General features: G+C 55.8%; 15 protein-coding genes. 8 read left to right on the forward strand and 7 right to left on the reverse strand.

What is annotated here, in order from left to right:
- Window positions 1-37 precede the first annotated feature (37 nt).
- From E3E36_RS07950 to E3E36_RS07960, 3 genes are all read right to left on the reverse strand, one after another.
- A complete protein-coding gene (locus E3E36_RS07950) occupies window positions 38-1,438 on the reverse strand; it encodes an MATE family efflux transporter (protein WP_167894925.1) in 1,401 nt (466 codons plus the stop codon).
- A 113-nt stretch (window positions 1,439-1,551) separates the two neighbouring features.
- Entirely contained in the window at window positions 1,552-1,743 is a 192-nt protein-coding gene (locus E3E36_RS07955) for a 50S ribosomal protein L37e (protein ID WP_167894926.1), read from the reverse strand.
- Between the two features lie 28 nt (window positions 1,744-1,771).
- The gene (locus E3E36_RS07960) at window positions 1,772-2,002 is read right to left on the reverse strand and encodes an LSm family protein (protein ID WP_055428824.1); all 231 of its coding nucleotides are present in this window, start codon (window positions 2,000-2,002) and stop codon (window positions 1,772-1,774) included.
- Window positions 2,003-2,208: 206 nt separating this feature from the next.
- Between E3E36_RS07960 and E3E36_RS07965 the strand changes: the two genes are divergently transcribed.
- From E3E36_RS07965 to E3E36_RS07975, 3 genes are all read left to right on the forward strand, one after another.
- Window positions 2,209-4,500, forward strand: coding sequence for an alpha-amylase family glycosyl hydrolase (locus E3E36_RS07965; protein WP_167894927.1), 2,292 nt, complete (start codon window positions 2,209-2,211; stop codon window positions 4,498-4,500).
- 98 nt (window positions 4,501-4,598) lie between these two features.
- Entirely contained in the window at window positions 4,599-6,311 is a 1,713-nt protein-coding gene (gene glyS / locus E3E36_RS07970; RefSeq protein WP_167894928.1) for a glycine--tRNA ligase, read from the forward strand.
- 31 nt (window positions 6,312-6,342) lie between these two features.
- Window positions 6,343-6,897: a DUF402 domain-containing protein gene (locus E3E36_RS07975; RefSeq protein WP_167894929.1), complete on the forward strand. Its 555-nt coding sequence runs from the start codon at window positions 6,343-6,345 to the stop codon at window positions 6,895-6,897.
- Here E3E36_RS07975 and trmY read toward each other — a convergent pair.
- Window positions 6,834-7,439: a tRNA (pseudouridine(54)-N(1))-methyltransferase TrmY gene (gene trmY / locus E3E36_RS07980; RefSeq protein ID WP_167894930.1), complete on the reverse strand. Its 606-nt coding sequence runs from the start codon at window positions 7,437-7,439 to the stop codon at window positions 6,834-6,836. The genes E3E36_RS07975 and trmY overlap by 64 nt on opposite strands.
- Before the next feature lie 58 nt (window positions 7,440-7,497).
- Between trmY and E3E36_RS07985 the strand changes: the two genes are divergently transcribed.
- Complete coding sequence (locus E3E36_RS07985) at window positions 7,498-7,782, forward strand: DUF167 domain-containing protein (RefSeq protein WP_167894931.1); 285 nt, start codon at window positions 7,498-7,500, stop codon at window positions 7,780-7,782.
- Between the two features lie 94 nt (window positions 7,783-7,876).
- Window positions 7,877-8,992 carry an aromatic amino acid transport family protein gene (locus E3E36_RS07990; protein ID WP_342764397.1) on the forward strand — a complete coding sequence of 372 codons (1,116 nt, stop codon included), beginning with the start codon at window positions 7,877-7,879 and terminating at the stop codon, window positions 8,990-8,992.
- A gap of 58 nt (window positions 8,993-9,050) precedes the next feature.
- Here E3E36_RS07990 and E3E36_RS07995 read toward each other — a convergent pair whose 3' ends face one another.
- The gene (locus E3E36_RS07995; protein WP_167894932.1) at window positions 9,051-10,055 is read right to left on the reverse strand and encodes a phosphorylating glyceraldehyde-3-phosphate dehydrogenase; all 1,005 of its coding nucleotides are present in this window, start codon (window positions 10,053-10,055) and stop codon (window positions 9,051-9,053) included.
- Window positions 10,056-10,222: 167 nt separating this feature from the next.
- Between E3E36_RS07995 and E3E36_RS08000 the strand changes: the two genes are divergently transcribed.
- Together E3E36_RS08000 and E3E36_RS08005 are read left to right on the forward strand one after the other, a co-directional pair.
- The gene (locus E3E36_RS08000) at window positions 10,223-10,981 is read left to right on the forward strand and encodes a molybdopterin-binding protein (RefSeq protein WP_167895331.1); all 759 of its coding nucleotides are present in this window, start codon (window positions 10,223-10,225) and stop codon (window positions 10,979-10,981) included.
- A 65-nt stretch (window positions 10,982-11,046) separates the two neighbouring features.
- Window positions 11,047-11,874: a translation initiation factor IF-2B subunit alpha gene (locus E3E36_RS08005; protein WP_167894933.1), complete on the forward strand. Its 828-nt coding sequence runs from the start codon at window positions 11,047-11,049 to the stop codon at window positions 11,872-11,874.
- Window positions 11,875-11,890: 16 nt separating this feature from the next.
- Here E3E36_RS08005 and E3E36_RS08010 read toward each other — a convergent pair whose 3' ends face one another.
- On the reverse strand, window positions 11,891-13,963 hold the full coding sequence (locus tag E3E36_RS08010; RefSeq protein ID WP_167894934.1) for a DUF4350 domain-containing protein: 2,073 nt from the start codon (window positions 13,961-13,963) through the stop codon (window positions 11,891-11,893).
- Between the two features lie 140 nt (window positions 13,964-14,103).
- Between E3E36_RS08010 and E3E36_RS08015 the strand changes: the two genes are divergently transcribed.
- On the forward strand, window positions 14,104-14,619 hold the full coding sequence (locus E3E36_RS08015; RefSeq protein ID WP_167894935.1) for a cob(I)yrinic acid a,c-diamide adenosyltransferase: 516 nt from the start codon (window positions 14,104-14,106) through the stop codon (window positions 14,617-14,619).
- Here E3E36_RS08015 and E3E36_RS08020 read toward each other — a convergent pair.
- Window positions 14,612-15,889 (reverse strand): MFS transporter, encoded by a 1,278-nt coding sequence (locus E3E36_RS08020; RefSeq protein ID WP_167894936.1) that lies wholly within the window; start codon window positions 15,887-15,889, stop codon window positions 14,612-14,614. The genes E3E36_RS08015 and E3E36_RS08020 overlap by 8 nt on opposite strands.
- Window positions 15,890-15,910 lie beyond the last annotated feature (21 nt).

The following is a 15,910-nucleotide window of genomic DNA, read 5'->3' on the forward strand; positions in this document are numbered from 1 at the left end:
TTTACAGAAACGCATTACAAAAATATAAACATTGCCGTCATACCTTCACGTACTTCCACTTTCCACGTTTGAACGCCCACCAGAAGAGCGCCGCTGTGGTGAAGGTTTCGAGGCTCATGGCTATCCAGGCCGCTATGATTCCAAGGCCTTCGAAAGTAAAGCCTGGGAAGGTTATACCGAGCACATCAAACGACGGAATAGAGAAGCCAAAGCCGAGTAAATACGCCGGAACTATGCGGAAGAGCAGCTTGCTGACAGCGGTTATGTACATCGGGGTCTTTGTGTCGCCGGCACCCCTCAAAGCACCGCCGAGGACGAAGAGCCAGCCGAGGGGGATTTCGCTGATTCCAACGATGATCAGGTATATGCTGGCAAGCCTCATAACTTCTGAGTAGTCCGGGTCGCTCGGGCTTATGAAGGGCATGACCAGATAGCGCGGGAAGACTATCAGTATGAACGCCATCACACTCATGAAGACGCCCACCATCTTGAGGGCCTCGTAGACGGTCTTTTCCGCCTTCTCGGGGTTTTCTTCACCGAGGCTCTGGCCGACTAAGGCGGAAGTTGCCACGTTGAAGCCGAAGGTGGGCATGTAGGCTATGCTCTCGACGCGCAGGCCCACCTGGTGTGCGGCCAGGGCTACCGTGCCGAAGCGAGTAACTATGCTCATATAGAGGAAGTTGTAGAAGCTGAATATTCCGCGCTCGATCATCGTGGGGATGCCTATGCGGAGTATCCTCCCGGCCATGTCAGGATGAAAGCTCCAGCTGGGCTTAAAGCGGAGTATAAGCTTCCCGCCCCAGAGGAGGTAGAGACCGATTAGGAAGGACGTGGTTATTCCAATCCCCGAGGCCCAGGCGGCACCAACGGCGCCCAGCTCCGGGAAACCCAACTTGCCGTATATCAAGAGGTAGTCCAGAATCGCGTTGATGACGTTCATAAGTATACCGAGCTTCATCGGCGTTTTAGTGTCTCCTGCGCCCCTCAGGGCGGAGAACGCTGTGAAGCCCGCGAAGCGTATCGGGTAGAAGGCGAAAAGAACCTTGATGTACTCGTAGCCGAGGGCAACCACGTCGGGCTTCGCGCCCATTACCCTGAGTATGTCATCGCCCAGAAACCAGCCGAAGAGCATCACAGGGATTCCAAGGAGAAAAGCAAGGTAGATGCTCTGCTCGAGGGCGAGGGTGGCGTTTTCACCCTCCTTCGCCCCAACGAACCTCGCAACGAGGGCGAGCGTTCCGGTCGCAACCGCCGCCATTATCGGCATCATGAACCAGCTGACCTGGCCGCCGAGGCCAACGGCCGCCAGAGCAAGGGCACCGAGCTGGCCGACCATCATCATGTCCACTAGATTGAGCAGCGTCTGGGATATGTTGCCCATTATCGCGGGCCAGGCGAGGTCCCAGAGACGGCGCTGGTTCTCATTAAGGTGTACCATTAAGACGTCCCTCTAAACGAACAGAACGGAGTTTAAGTTAATAAGGGTTGCGGTGACCGTTATTGGTATCCCAAGCTGCAGAACAGTCACTCAAAAGGAGAAAATAAAAGAGCTCAGTAGGCGAGGTTCCTCTTTTTCCTCCACTTGTGGGACCAGCTGTACTTCCTCATGCGCCTGCTCCTGCCGAAGCCGCAGGAAGCGCAGTAGCCCTTCTTGATGTTGTAGGCGCGCTTTCCACAGCGCCTGCACCTGATGTGAGTTGGAGTGTGGTTCCTCCTGCCCTTTGGCTCGGTTCCCGCTCCCATGGTATCACCCCGCTAAGGTCTCACTTCTTCACTCAATCTCGACAGGGGAAATCGCGAGAACGTTATCTCCCCTGATAACGATTTTACCGTACTTCTTAACGACCTCGCCGTCCTGGATGAGGGCCGCGTCGGCGAGGACGACGTTCAGGTGGATGTCGTAACCGATGAGCCTGCCCCTGAACTCCGAACCCCTCTTCAGGAGCACGAGGACGTCCTTGTCAAGCGACCTGTGGATAACATCGAGTGGTCTTTCCGCCATTTTCACGCACCTCCAAATAATCAAAGCTCATAGCCTTAACGAGGGAAACGGTTTATAACTCTTTCCTTTCTCTCTACCCGTTCCTCCAGAGGATGCCACAATTTCCCCCGCATTAGACACGGTGGGGACACGGCGGGGGCGATTCTACAGGGCCACACCAGAAAACCATATAACCATATATCACCTACGGTGACTACGGTGGTATCATGAAAAAGAGCGGTCTGCTGCTCTTGGTGCTGCTTCTGACTGCTATAGTGAGCGGGTGCATCTCGGGGGAAAGGCAGAGTCCAACGGGCACGACTTCAACGACGATGCCCACAACAGCCACGTCCCCAGCGTTTACTTCGACATCGACATATTCCCCGCCTGAGAGGGGGGAGCTCGAACTGCCGGAGGGCAACTACACAGCGATCTACACCGGCCTCGACAAGTCATGTCCAACCGGGAGGGTTCCCGTCAGGTTTACCTATTATCCGGGAAACGAGACGGTAAAGTTGGTCAGTCTGCGCGGGAGTTTCAACAACTGGGCTGAGTGGCCAATGAAAGAAGAGAACGGGACTTGGAGCACAACGGTCTGCCTCAGGCCCGGGAGGTACGAGTACAAGTACTTCATCAACGGCCAGTGGGTCAAGGACATGTCAGATGATGGCACCGGAAGACCTTACGATCCCGACGCCGATGGATATGCCGATGACGGCTACGGTGGGAAGAACGCGGTCAGGGTCGTTGAGGGGAAGGCGAGCTTTTACGTGGAGTTCGACCCTGGGGACCCGGCCTATCTGAGCGTTGCCGACAACCGGACGGTTGTGAGGGTCGAAGCAAAGAGGAAGGCCGTAAGCTCGGCCGTCCTTGTGACCGACAGAGGAAACTACACTATGAAGCTCCAGGTATGGTGGGACTCGGGGGAGGTGTGGCGCGCCGAGGTGCCATTCGTTGAACCTATGAGCTACTACATCGTTATAAACTCCGCCGACGGGGGGAGATTCGCCATCCTTAACACAAGCGAGAGCCCGTTCTTCAGCTTCGACGGCGTTGATAAGTTTCCTCAGCTGGAATGGGTGAGCAACGGGATAGCCTACCAGATATTCCCTGACAGGTTCAACAACGGGAACGAAAGCAACGACGCCCTGGCACTGAACCACGACGAGCTTCTCCTCAACCAGGTCAACCCGGGAAGGCCCCTACTCTCCAACTGGAGCGACCCGATAACTCCCCTCCACTGCTGCCATCAGTACTTCGGCGGGGACATAAAGGGAATAACCGAGAAGCTCGACTACCTTCAGGGCTTGGGCGTCACGATAATCTATCTCAATCCCATCTTTCTCTCCGGGAGCGCCCACGGCTATGACACCTACGACTACTACAGACTAGACCCGAAGTTTGGGACGGAGGAAGACCTCAGGGAGTTCCTCGATGAGGCCCACAAGCGCGGCATAAGGGTCATCTTCGACTTCGTGCCCAACCACTGCGGGATTGGCAACCCTGCATTCCTCGATGTCTGGAAGAACGGAAAGCAAAGTCCCTACTGGAACTGGTTCCTCATCAAGCGGTGGCCCTTCAAGCTGGGCGATGGGAAGGCATACGTCGGCTGGTGGGGAATTGGCAGTTTGCCAAAGCTCAACACAACAAATCCGGAGGTCAGGGAGTATCTCATTGGTGCCGCCCTCTACTGGCTCGACTTCGGCTTTGATGGGATAAGGGTGGACGTCCCCAACGAGGTTCTCGACCCGGCGACGTTCTTCTCCGAGCTGAGAGAGAGGGTAAAAGAGAAACATCCCGACGCCTACCTCATCGGCGAGATATGGACGCTCTCGCCGGAGTGGGTTAAGGGCGATCGCTTTGACTCGCTCATGAACTACGCCCTCGGGAGGGACATACTCCTAAACTACGCAAGGGGCTACCTAAGCGGTGAAGCCGCAATGAAGATGATGGGCAGGTACTACGCCTCTTACGGTGAGAACGTTGTTGCAATGGGCTTCAATCTCGTTGACTCCCACGACACATCGAGGGTTCTCACCGACCTCGGCGGCGGGAGCCTTGGAGATGAACCTACCAACGAATCTATCCAGCGGCTCAAACTGCTTTCAACCATCCTCTACTCGCTTCCTGGGACTCCAGTAACCTTCCAGGGCGACGAGAGGGGTCTGCTGGGCGACAAGAACCACTACGACGAGCAGCGCTACCCGATACAGTGGGATCACGTGAACGAGGACGTACTGAACCACTACAGGGCGTTGGCAAAGCTCAGGAAGAGCGTTCCCGCGCTGAGGAGCAGCGCCATAAGGTTCTACACCGCGAAGAACGGCATGATGGCCTTCTTCAGGGGACACAACGATGAAGTTCTCGTTGTGGCAAACAGCTGGAAGAAGCCTGCCGAGCTCCAGCTTCCGTCCGGGGAGTGGAGGATCGTCTGGCCTGAGAACTACACGGCATCCGGGCCAGTGTCAGGTGCCATTGAGGTGCCCCCAGTCAGTGTCCTCATACTGGAGAGGGGCTGACCCTCCCAGCAGTCTTTTTTTCTGTATTGCCACTCTGACGATTCCCGCCCCAAAAGCTTTTTATGAAATGTCCTTACTCCAGTTTCAGGTGGTGAGCGATGGGAGAAAAGCCCGACAGATACGAGATTCTGCAGGATTTGATGAGGAGGAGAGGATTTGCGTGGGGCAGCTTTGAAATCTACGGTGGTTCACGCGGATTCTATGACTACGGCCCGCTCGGAGCGGCCATAAAGCGTAAAATCGAGCGGAAGATTAGGGAGGCCTTCCAGAGGGAGGGCTTCTTCGAGCTTGAGACCCCCGATATAACCCCTGAGAAGGTCTTCATAGCGAGCGGCCACGTCGAGAAGTTCGTTGACCCACTCGTGGAGTGTAAAAAGTGCGGCGCGCGCTTCAGGGCCGACCACCTAGTTGAAGATGCTTTAGACATAGACACCGAGGGGATGAGTGCCGACCATTTGACCCAGCTTATAAGGAATCACGACATAAAATGCCCCGAGTGCGGCGGCGAGCTCAGCGACGTCTGGTACTTCAACCTCATGTTCGAGACCAAGATAGGCCCCTACGGCGACCAGAAGGGATACCTGAGGCCCGAGACGGCCCAGGGCATCTTCGTCAACTTCAGACGCTTAAACGCCTTTGCGAGGAACAAGCTCCCCTTCGGTGTGTTCCAGATAGGAAAGGCCTACCGCAACGAGATTTCCCCGAGGCAGGGGATGCTCCGCCTCAGGGAGTTCACGCAGGCTGAGGCCGAGATATTCTTCAACCCGAAGGAGACCGAACACCCCCACTTCGATGAGGTTAAGGACGAGGTTCTCCGCCTCTACCCGATAGAGCACCAGCTCAAAAACCTAGGAGAGATCGAAATTACCGCCGAAGAGGCTGTTAAGAAGGGCTACATCATGAACACCTTCTTCGCATACTACATGGTCATGGTGAAAAGGGTTCTCCTTGACATTGGCATCCCGGAGGACAAGATACGCTTCCGCCAGCAGCTTCCGGAGGAGAGGGCGCACTACTCGCGCGATACATGGGACGCGGAAATCCACAGCGAGCGCTTCGGCTGGGTGGAGTGCGTCGGAATAGCCAACCGCGGCGACTACGACCTCAGCAAGCACATGAAGATGAGCGGGGCTGACCTAACCGTCCTCATCCACTACGACGAGCCGAAGGTGGTGAAGCGCCTCAAGGTAAGCCTCAACATGAAGCGTGTCGGGCCAAAGCTCAAGAAAGATGCTAAGAGGATAAACGAACTGATTCAGGGCTGGGAAGAAGAAAAGAAGCGCGAGCTGGTTGAACTCCTCGAAAAGGATGGGAAGGTCACCATCGAGGGCTACGAGCTTGAGAGGGAGGACTTCATAATCAAAGAGGTTGAGGAGAAGATCACCGGAGAAAAGATAGTGCCTCACGTCCTTGAACCCAGTTTCGGTATTGACAGGCCCTTCTACCTGCTCCTTGAGAACAGTCTCGTCATAGAGGAGGACAGGGTTTACCTGAAGATCAAGAAAGATATGGCGCCGATAGAGGTAGCTGTTCTGCCCCTCGTCGCCAAGGAGCCGCTCAAGAGCATCGCCTACAGGGTTTTCAGGACGCTCCAGAAGGCGGGCTTCATAGCAGTCTACGACGAGAAGGACACTGTTGGGAGGCGCTACATGCGCTACGACGAGATTGGAACCCCCTACTGCGTCACAATAGACAACCAGACGCCCGAGGACAACACGGTGACGATTAGAGACCGCGATACAAGGGAGCAGGTGAGGGTGAAGATCGAGGAGCTGCCGGAGAAGCTGAAGGAGCTGATTTTCGGAGAGTAATCTCCCACCCAACTCTTTTTTGGTGTTCCCGATGAAAATCCACCTCATCTACCGTCGCATCCCCAATCGCGTCCTTGAGCGGTACGATGAGGTTATAGATGATTTAGGGGATGTCATAGTCGCCAAATCCCGTTTTTCCGGCATGCTTGCTCCCCTGAGGGTAAACGGCGTCGAGGTCATCAAAAACGGCTACACCATGATCTACTTTGCCTTCGTTGGGGAAAACTACGACATCCTAAAGATCTATGATGAGAAGAGAAACTTCAAAGGCCTCTACATCGACGTCCTGGCTTACACGAAGAGGGAAGGGAACACGCTTGAGATGCTAGACCTTTTCCTTGACATCTTCGTCTTCCCGAGCGGCGAGGCCTTCCTCCTCGATGAAGACGAGCTCGAGATGGCACTGAACTACGGAGTGATTGACAGAGAGACCTTTGATTTCGCCTACAGAGTGGCAAGGGAAATCCTTGGAGGTCTAAAAGAGGGCAGGTTCCCACCGGCCATAGTGTGGAAGTACAGCCTTCAGGGGACGCCGAGCGAGTCGAGGGTTATGTTCATGAAGGAAACGACGTGGGAAGCCAGGTAGCTCTTCGGCCCGACACTCACCCTCTCTGCGACACCGCTCAGAAAGGCTTCATCTTCCCTACCCAGCCCTTTGTGGTCGCCGAGGACGAAGGCGACATTTTTTCCGAAGTTCGCCTTTCCAATAGGCTTGCCCTCCTCGTGGAGGTAGTAGAGCTCAGAGCCCTTCAGTGTTCTTCTTATGACGTCCTCAAAAGTCAGGTTGCTGACGTAGATTCCCGGCAGAACCTCAAGCTCCTTCGAGGGTTCTCTAAGCCTTTCACCGGCCTTTAAGGCCTTCACTATGAGCTTCGCTGTGCTCAGCTCGTCGGGGTTGAGCCTGACCCTCAGCCCTGGCCCTTCGAAGCGTATCGCCTTCGGCGGTTTAGGCGGGCCGTAAAGGAGGAGCCAGACCCTCACGTTCTTCCTTATGCCGTGTGAGAGGAGGAAAGCGCTGTTGAGGAATCGGCAGAGCAGATCTATCCTCCCGCTTGTGCCGGGTAAATCCTTCAGACTGAAATCGTAGGCAGTGTGGGCCTCGTTTGCCTTGACTATGAAGGTTCTCATGTGACCGGCTAGGGGGTTAGGGTTTAAAAGTCTGCACCCTAATCCTCCCGGTGGTGATATGAAGTTCCTGAAGGAGACGAGGGACGGAACTATCATCCTCATCCATGTGCAGCCGAAGGCAAAGAAGAGTTCCATTGAGGGTGTCGATGAGTGGCGTGGACGGCTGAAGGTTAGGATAGCGGCGCCGCCCGTGGAGGGGAAGGCGAACAAGGAGGTCGTCAGGTTTTTCTCGAAGCTCTTCGGGGCCGAGGTCGCGATAGTCAAGGGAGACACCAGCAGGGAAAAGGACCTGCTCGTGAAGGGGCTCAGCGCGGAAGAGGTTCTGAAAAAACTTGAGCTCTGATGTTCACGGTTGTCCTGGGCTCTTTCCTTTGTTTCACCGAGGAACATCCTTTTTCAGGCAAAGCTTAAATCTATGAACCTTTCTTCAACCATCGGTGGTGGTCGTGAAAAAGCTCACCCTCGCCGAGGCAAGCGCAATATTGATAGGCACTCAAATTGGGGCGGGAGTTCTGGGTCTGCCCTATGCGTTCAGGGAGGCGGGCTTTGCAGGGATCGCTGTCATAATGGCTGTCGGGTTACTCACTCTGTTAACTGCCCTCTTCGTCCTCGAACTGGCCGTCCACAGGGGCGGTACGATGACCTCTCTGGCGAGGGAGACCCTTGGAAACGCCGGCGGCTGGCTCATGCTGGCGAGCATCTCCGTCCTCAGCTACGGTGCGCTCATAGCCTATATAGCCGGGAGCGGGGACATAATCTCGTCTCTCACAGGCATCAGCGGGACAGCGGCATCAATAATCTTCTGGCTCGTGATGAGTGGGATATTTCTCATGGGGCTCAAGGCCTCGGGCAAGGCGGAGCTGGTGCTCAACTTCCTCTTGCTCGGTGCGCTGGCGATTGCGGTTGCCCTGATGCTCCCGAAGGTCGAGCCGGCAAACATGTCCCTAACCAACACCGGTGCAGTGGTTTCAGGGATAGGTGTGGCGATATTCGCCTACGTCAGCCACATGGTTGTCCCCGAAATGTACAAGGGGCTCAGAAGCGTGGAGAAGACGAAAAAAGCCGTCCTGATAGGCTACCTTGTGCCGATGGGCTTCTACGCACTCTTTGTCCTTGCCTTCGTCGGCGCCCTTGGAGAGGACACACCGCAGCTGGCAACCTCGGCCCTCGAGAACTACTACGGCGGTATCGGAAAGATTCTCGGACTTGTCCTCCCGCTGGCGGCGATAAGCACGAGCTACATAGGGATAGGCTTTGCCCAGATGGACAACCTCAGGGAGGCCTTCAATCTGGACAAAAGGATTGCCTGGCTCCTCACCGTCCTGCCCCCTCTTGCGGTGTACTTTGCAGGGCTGAAGAGCTTCGTCAGCGCCCTATGGCTCGCCGGGACGTTCGGTGGACTGCTCTACGCCGGAATCCTGCCGGTGGCGATGTACCTCAGGACGAGGGACGTCCACCCGCCGGAGTGCGTGAAGGTTCCGCACGGCGTTGCCTACCTCGTCGGGGCGGTGTTTTTCCTCGTGTTCGTCTATTCAGTGGTCTCTTTGGTCTGATTCCCTTTTTCGTGGGGAAGCATAAAACGTTGCAAGAAATTGGGAGATAACAGGAAGACTATTTCAGAATCCCCAAACTCTCGTTCGTCTTCTTTATGCTCTCCCACTTGTTGGCGAGCTCGAACATCGCCCTTATCGCGTCTATGTTCTCCGGCACGACGTCACTCTCCTGGTGGACGGCCTGGATGTAGAAGAGCCTGTTTCCTCTCACGCTTATGCTCTCCTTCCAGACGGCTATCTCGTAGAGGTTGTTCCACTCGCGGTGCAGGTCGCGGGCGAACTCTATGAGCTGCGCGGTGCTCTCGAAGCCCTTCTCCTTCTCGAAGAGAAGGACGCGGGTTGTGTTCTCGAAGATGTCAACGACGTCCTTGGCTTCGAGCGGCTTCTTCAGCTCGACCATTATGCTGTGGACGTGCATGAGTGTTGTCGGCACAACGAAGGCTGAAGTTTCAATGTTTATCGGGATGACCGTTTGAACATCCGGCCCGTGGTGTGAAGGGACCGTCACGCTCGGCTTTATCGCGTTGACTGGACCGCGCTTGGAGTCGTTCGGGTCTGCCGCGCGGCGTATCATGACCGCGTAGACGTAGTCTATATAGTCCTGAATCGCTGAGAGCGTTCTCGTTAATCCGGTCGTGTTGCAGGAGACGACGCGGACGTAGTCTTTTCCGAGGGCCTTCTCGTAGTTGGCCTGGGCCACGAAGGAGACCTCAGCAGTTGACGCCTTCTCGCCGCCCTGGAAGATTGCTTTTACACCGGCCTTCTCGTAGAGGGCCCTGTTCTTTGCCCCCATCCCGCCGGGGGTGGCGTCGACTATGACGTCAACCTTTTCGAGCAAATCTCCGAGCGTCCCGGCAACCTCGAAGTTAGCTTTCTCGAACCTGGAGAGAAATTCCTCGCTCGCGGCATAGACCGGAATCCCCAGCTCTCTGGCGCGGTAGGCCTCGAAATCCGGCTTCGTCTTGGTGACGCCGATGAGCTCCATATCGTCCTGCTTTGAGACGGCGTAGGCGACGCGCTTGCCTATCGTCCCATAACCGTTAATGCCGACCTTCACCTTCATGTTACCACCAGGGAATTTTATAGCGATAAAATACTTAAGTCTTGTTTTCACTCGTGGTGAAAAGTGCACTCGACTGGGTCCTGTTTTTACATTTGTCTGCAAAACCGCTCCGCTTTTTGACCGGGGGAGTTATAAATTTCCCCGCCCAAAAACCTTCGGTGGTGGCGATGTTCGCAGAGATACTCACGGTAGGCGATGAACTGCTCACAGGGAATACCGTTGACAGCAACTCGGCGTTTATAGCCCGGAAGCTGACCGAAAGGGGCTACTGGGTGAGGAGAAAGACGACCGTTGGCGACGACGTCGGGGAGATAAAGGGAGTCGTGAGGGAGATACTCAAGAGGAAGCCCGAAGTCCTCATCATCAGCGGCGGCCTGGGGCCGACCCACGACGACGTCACCATGCTGGCTGTTGCCGAGGCACTTAACAGAGAACTCGTTCTCTGCGAAGAGTGCCTCGAACGAATCAGGGAGTTCTACCGGATGCTCTACGAGAAGGGCTACATAGACGACCCCGAGCTCAACGAGGGGAGGAAAAAGATGGCATACCTGCCCGAAGGCACTGAGCCGCTGGAGAACACAGAAGGCGCCGCCCCTGGGGCTTACATCGAGCAAGAGGGCGTTAAAATCTTCGTCCTCCCAGGGATGCCACGCGAGATGAAGGCGATGCTCGAAAAGGAAGTCCTCCCAAGGCTTGGAGAGAAGAAGTTCATCCAGAGAAAGCTCCTAGCGGAGATAACCGATGAGAGCAAGCTCGCCCCGGTGCTCATCGAGGCTCTCGAACGCTTTAATGTCCGGATCCACTCTTCCCCCAAGGGCTTTGGGAAGTACATTGGGATAATAATCTTCGGCGAGAGCGTGGAGGAGATAGAGAGGGCTAAGGCCTTCATGGAGTCTCGGGGGGTCCGCTTCGAGGAGGGCTGGTAGCGAAAGGGTGATAAAGGAGAAGCGACTCTGAATCTCCGGGCCTTAACTGAGACGCGGTGTTGACAATGCTCCCGCAGGAAGTTCGCTCGATACTTGAGGAGATGCGCGCCGAGCGCATAAGGGGTGCCAGCTGGCTCGCAATGAGGGGTGCGGAGGCATACATGATACTCGCGGGCCTGCTTGAGGGGGATGAGCTGAAAAATGCTCTCCGGGAGATGAGAACCGAAGTCCCCGCGGTAAACAGGACAATGGCGTCGCTCTACAACCTCTCACGCTTCATACCCATAACGGGCAACCCCGAAGTGGTGCGGACGAAGGCCGAGGAGTTCGTCCGCCTCGCAGGGGAGGCCAAGCGCGAGATAGGCAACATCGGCAGCGAGCTGATAGACGAGAACGAGGTAATAATCACCCACTCGTTTTCCTCGGCAGTTCTGGAGATATTCAAGGCGGCGGTAAGAAAGGGCAAGCGCTTCAGGGTCGTCCTCACGGAGAGCGCGCCTGACTACGAGGGGATAGTGCTTGCGAGGGAGCTTGAGAGGCTCGGGGTTCCCTTTGAGGTCATAACGGATGCCCAGATAGGTCTTTTTGCAGAAAAAGTCACACTGGCCCTGGTGGGTGCCGACAACGTTACCAGGGACGGCGCGGTTGTCAACAAGGCCGGGACTTACCTCCTCGCTCTCACCTGCCACGACAACGGCGTGCCCTTCTACGCCGCCGCGGAGAGCTTCAAGCTTCACCCCGAGCTGAGCTCCGAGGATGTCGAGATTGTGGAGAGGCCCTACGTGAGGCAGGGCTACCGCGTGAGAAACCTGCTCTTCGACGTTACCCCGTGGCGTTACGTCAGGGGCGTAATAACCGAGTTCGGAATCCTGGTGCCACCGAAGGAAATCTAAAAGAAAAGGGAGCGGCTCAGCTCTGGTGGGCGAGCCAGAGCAGGACGCCTTTGATAAAGGGCCAGTTGGTCTTTATGTAGTTGCCGTAGTATGTGTTGCTGAGCGCCCTGCTGGAGCCGTAGGCCACTATCCTTCCGCTTCCAACCTCCACAGCCGCGGCGACGATGGGCTTTGATCCTTTCTCATAGATGATGTTTCCGTCTATGTCCTCAGAGTAGGAGGTTTCGTATCCAGTGATGAGCCAGACGACGTTTCCTGTGATGGTCAGTGTGTCTCCATTGTAGTACATCTGGTGGTCCTCGGTGAGGAACTGCATCGCCGGATGGTCCAGGTTGTAGATGCCGACGAGCGGGAACCACTTCCTTCCGGTGTTTATATCGTCGTCCATGAGTTCGTCGTTGTTGAACTGGATTCCGTACTTGCCGACCACCCTGTTGAGGCTCCTGTAGTAGACGTGGCCGTAGTAGCTCTCACCGAGTATGAGCAGGCCTCCTCCGCTCTCCACGAACTGCTGTATGGCCTGGGCCTCATCGTCGGTTATGTCGCGGCTCGGGTTGGTGATTATGAAGACGTCGTACTCCTTGAGCTTTTCGTAAGTTACTGGTTCTGTGTTTATATCCACGACCCACCCCAGCTCGTTCTTTATGTTCTCTATGAGGGATGACATGCCGTTCTGGTCGGTCTTAGTCGGGTTGTAGTACTGGCCGTGGGATGCGTCTATGAGCACCTTTATCAGGCGAACTGTGGCGTTTTCCGGAGCCTGGGTCTCGTTGCCCGGTGTGCAATAGGCTTTCTGGGCCTCGCGGAGTATCGGCAGGACAAACTGGACTTCCCTAGTGACCTTCTGGGTCAGGGACAGCATGTGCCGGCTGTACATGAGGAGGAGAACCTTGTAGTAATAGTGTCCCCTGCTAACGACTCCACGATCTGTGCCAACAAGCGCCTTCATGTTTTTATACATCTCGTACTCACTCTGGATAAGGGCCATCTTGGCCTCTATATCCTTGACGTAGTCCTCAACGTCTCCCAGACCAACACCGCATCCTTCAAGCTCCTTTATCAGGGACGTAAGGTTGTCGTAGAGCGGAGCGAGGGAGTTCATATTCTCCAGGTACTTCTTCTCATAGTATGGAGCCAATCCGGTTGATATTTCATATATGTTCGCTGCCACGTTCACCTCGAGTATCTTCTCGCTGTCCTCCGCCCTGACTGTGAGAGTGTGCTTCCCGGTGGTGTTGGGGGTTATGTAGAACTCCACTCCCCTCTTTTCCCCGGGCAGGAGCTCAAAGGTGCCGGAGTACACCACTACATCGTCGAAGAGCGCAACGAACGTCACGTTGCTCGCGGTGGTTCCATTGTTGAGCACGGTGGCGGTGACTTTTGTCTGAATACCCTTCATGAAGGAAGAGTAGTCCACGTCCACGACCTTTACGGAGGGGTTGTAGAGAGCGTATTCGACCGGGAGAACCTCGTAGTCGTAATTGTACACGGAGACAACGCCGATAAAGTACTTGAACTTAGCGCCTGGTTCAAGCTCCTGGGGGAGGTTCTTGCTGGAGAAGATGTACGCCTCGCCGCTTCCGTCGTCTATCCACAGCTTGGTATACCAGCTGTCGTACCTCCCGGTGATCTTCGCATCAACGAACTTGACGAGAACGCTCTGGTATTCGGGCCTGTCGTAGTCCGCGGTTGGTATCACTGCGGGCTGGGGCACTTCTGCAGTTCCGACGACGGAATAGTACTCCCCGTAGCTTGGATTGACCGACAGCTCCCTGAGACCTTTGTAGTACTTGGGATACCCGTAGACCTCTACGACATCACCTGGCTGAACCGACGGGTACGACTTGTAACCCGTGTAAACGTATATGCCCGTATACGCCCCAGTGCCGTTCTGTATCGTAAAGCCGTTGCTGTCTACGTACGTTACGATTCCCTTCGTGAGAACGTCGCCTCCGTAGGCGTAGCTATCGAAGTTCTGGTTGAGTTCCACTAAAGGCACATAAGTGGCCGCCTGGACTGGTTTTACTGTCCATCCCGGAACAATTCCCAGGAACAGTATCAATATCAAGACCACTGCTGATTTCCTCATGGGTATCACCCAACCAAAAACGGCATCGGTGTATAAATAGGTTTTTCTAATCCCTGTCGGTGGCAGTTTATCACTCCTAGTGTCCATCCATGGCCCAAAGGCTAATAACCGGGGTCGCCCAAGGAGCGTCGGTGGTCCAAATGCCGATCACAACGAAGACCGGAGATAAGGGCCTGACCGGCCTCTTCACCGGCGACCGCGTTGCGAAGTTCTCCCCCATCATGGAGGCCAATGGCACAATAGACGAGCTCGACAGCTTTCTGGGAGAGGCAAAGCACTACGTCCCCGAAGAGATGGTTGAGATTCTCGAAAAAATCCAGGTTCAGCTCTACGACCTTATGGCGGAGCTGGCGAGCAAGGGGAAGTACGCAAAAGTCGATGAAGAGGACGTTAGGTGGCTCGAAGGGCTTATCCATAGATACGAAGAGGAAGTTCAGCTTAAGGTCTTCGTCCTTCCGGGTTCAACACTCGGGAGCGCTAAGCTCGACGTGTGCAGGGCAATAGCAAGGAGGGCCGAGAGGAAGGTCGCAAAGCTCGCCCTCGACTACGGCTTTGGAAAGAACGCCCTTGTCTACCTCAACAGGCTCAGCGACCTGCTCTTTATCATGGCGAGGGCGATAGAGAAGAGGGAGGGGAAGCTGAGGGAGGTCAAGTAGCCTTGGTTTCGCCCTTGGCCCCTCCAAACTCCCCATATTCCCGCTCCCTCAGGAGAACATCCCTGTACTTGACGTAGTAATAGGCTATCACCGCGCCCTGGATCAGCCATATCGCGAGGGAGACCGACCAGGCGGCGTAGCGGTCTAGGAGTGGGCCGACCGCAACGAGGCCCAGGGGTGTTGAGAGGTTGACGAGCAGTGCCAGAGCAGCGAAGACCCTGCCCCTCAGCTCCGTCGGTATGGCGCGCTGGATTTTAGCCTGGAGCGGGATGTTCACCACGGCGTTGCTGACGCCCCAGAGCAGTCCGATGCCGGCGAGGGTCATGAAGGCGGCGTCCCTTGAAATCCCTGCCCAGGGCGATATGACCCATACAAACGCCAGGATCATGACCCCGCTGAAGGCAAGGGCCTTGAAGAAGTAGCTCCCGGCTTTTCTCCCCAGCTTCACGGCTATTATGAGGTTTCCGAGGAGCATGCCGCCCATGAAGAAGCTCTCCAGCAGGCCGAACTGCTGGCTGCTGAACTTCAGAACCTCCCTAAAGGCGTAGGGCATTATGACCGAGCCGAACGGTGCACCTACCGCGTTCATGAACAGCGCGAAGCCCATCAGCACCATCAGGTAGCGGCTCGAGCGGAGGAAAGCGAGGCCGTCCTTGATGTCCTGGATGACCTCCCCCGCGCTCTCAATCTCACGCGTTTTCCATTCGTACCGTATGAGGGTCTCAAACAGGCCGGAGCCGAAGAAGCTGACCGCGTTGATGAGAATGGCTATCATTATCCCTCCGAACGCATAGATGACGCCGCCGAGGGCGGGTCCCACGAGGCGGGCTATTATCGAGAAGGAGCTGACGGTGGAGTTTGCCTTCTCCAGCTCCTCCGGTTCAACGAGGTCAGGGAACATTGCGCTCGTAGCAGCACCGAAGAACGTCCCCATGACCGCCATGACAACCTGGACGACGAGGAGCTGGTAGATCCCGAGGAAGTTGAACGCTATCACCCCAAAAAGCAGGACTCCACGGAGGACGTCAAACCAGACCATGAGCCTCTTCCGGTTGTATCTGTCGCCCACGACCCCGGCGAAGGGCATAATTATGAGGGAGGGGATTATGTCCGCCAGGACGAAGAGCGTCATCATTGAACCACTGTGGGTCTGGTCGAGGACGTAGAGGGGCAGCGCAACTTCCTGCACCGCCCATCCGAGCTGGCTGATAAAGCGTCCGACCGCGAAGAGCCAGAAGTTCCTGCCCAGGCTCCGGAAGCTTTCGAGCATGTCCGCTGACCCCCTCAGCTT

Source organism: Thermococcus sp. M36 (assembly GCF_012027355.1).
Taxonomy (GTDB): domain Archaea; phylum Methanobacteriota_B; class Thermococci; order Thermococcales; family Thermococcaceae; genus Thermococcus.

What these genes read in the sequence shown, in the direction of transcription:
- E3E36_RS07950 (WP_167894925.1), bottom strand. Translation starts at nt 1,438, where the DNA reads ATGGTACACCTTAATGAGAACCAGCGCCGTCTCTGGGACCTCGCCTGG.
- E3E36_RS07955 (WP_167894926.1), bottom strand. Translation starts at nt 1,743, where the DNA reads ATGGGAGCGGGAACCGAGCCAAAGGGCAGGAGGAACCACACTCCAACT.
- E3E36_RS07960 (WP_055428824.1), bottom strand. Translation starts at nt 2,002, where the DNA reads ATGGCGGAAAGACCACTCGATGTTATCCACAGGTCGCTTGACAAGGAC.
- E3E36_RS07965 (WP_167894927.1), top strand. Translation starts at nt 2,209, where the DNA reads ATGAAAAAGAGCGGTCTGCTGCTCTTGGTGCTGCTTCTGACTGCTATA.
- glyS (WP_167894928.1), top strand. Translation starts at nt 4,599, where the DNA reads ATGGGAGAAAAGCCCGACAGATACGAGATTCTGCAGGATTTGATGAGG.
- E3E36_RS07975 (WP_167894929.1), top strand. Translation starts at nt 6,343, where the DNA reads ATGAAAATCCACCTCATCTACCGTCGCATCCCCAATCGCGTCCTTGAG.
- trmY (WP_167894930.1), bottom strand. Translation starts at nt 7,439, where the DNA reads ATGAGAACCTTCATAGTCAAGGCAAACGAGGCCCACACTGCCTACGAT.
- E3E36_RS07985 (WP_167894931.1), top strand. Translation starts at nt 7,498, where the DNA reads ATGAAGTTCCTGAAGGAGACGAGGGACGGAACTATCATCCTCATCCAT.
- E3E36_RS07995 (WP_167894932.1), bottom strand. Translation starts at nt 10,055, where the DNA reads ATGAAGGTGAAGGTCGGCATTAACGGTTATGGGACGATAGGCAAGCGC.
- E3E36_RS08000 (WP_167895331.1), top strand. Translation starts at nt 10,223, where the DNA reads ATGTTCGCAGAGATACTCACGGTAGGCGATGAACTGCTCACAGGGAAT.
- E3E36_RS08005 (WP_167894933.1), top strand. Translation starts at nt 11,047, where the DNA reads ATGCTCCCGCAGGAAGTTCGCTCGATACTTGAGGAGATGCGCGCCGAG.
- E3E36_RS08010 (WP_167894934.1), bottom strand. Translation starts at nt 13,963, where the DNA reads ATGAGGAAATCAGCAGTGGTCTTGATATTGATACTGTTCCTGGGAATT.
- E3E36_RS08015 (WP_167894935.1), top strand. Translation starts at nt 14,104, where the DNA reads ATGCCGATCACAACGAAGACCGGAGATAAGGGCCTGACCGGCCTCTTC.
- E3E36_RS08020 (WP_167894936.1), bottom strand. Translation starts at nt 15,889, where the DNA reads ATGCTCGAAAGCTTCCGGAGCCTGGGCAGGAACTTCTGGCTCTTCGCG.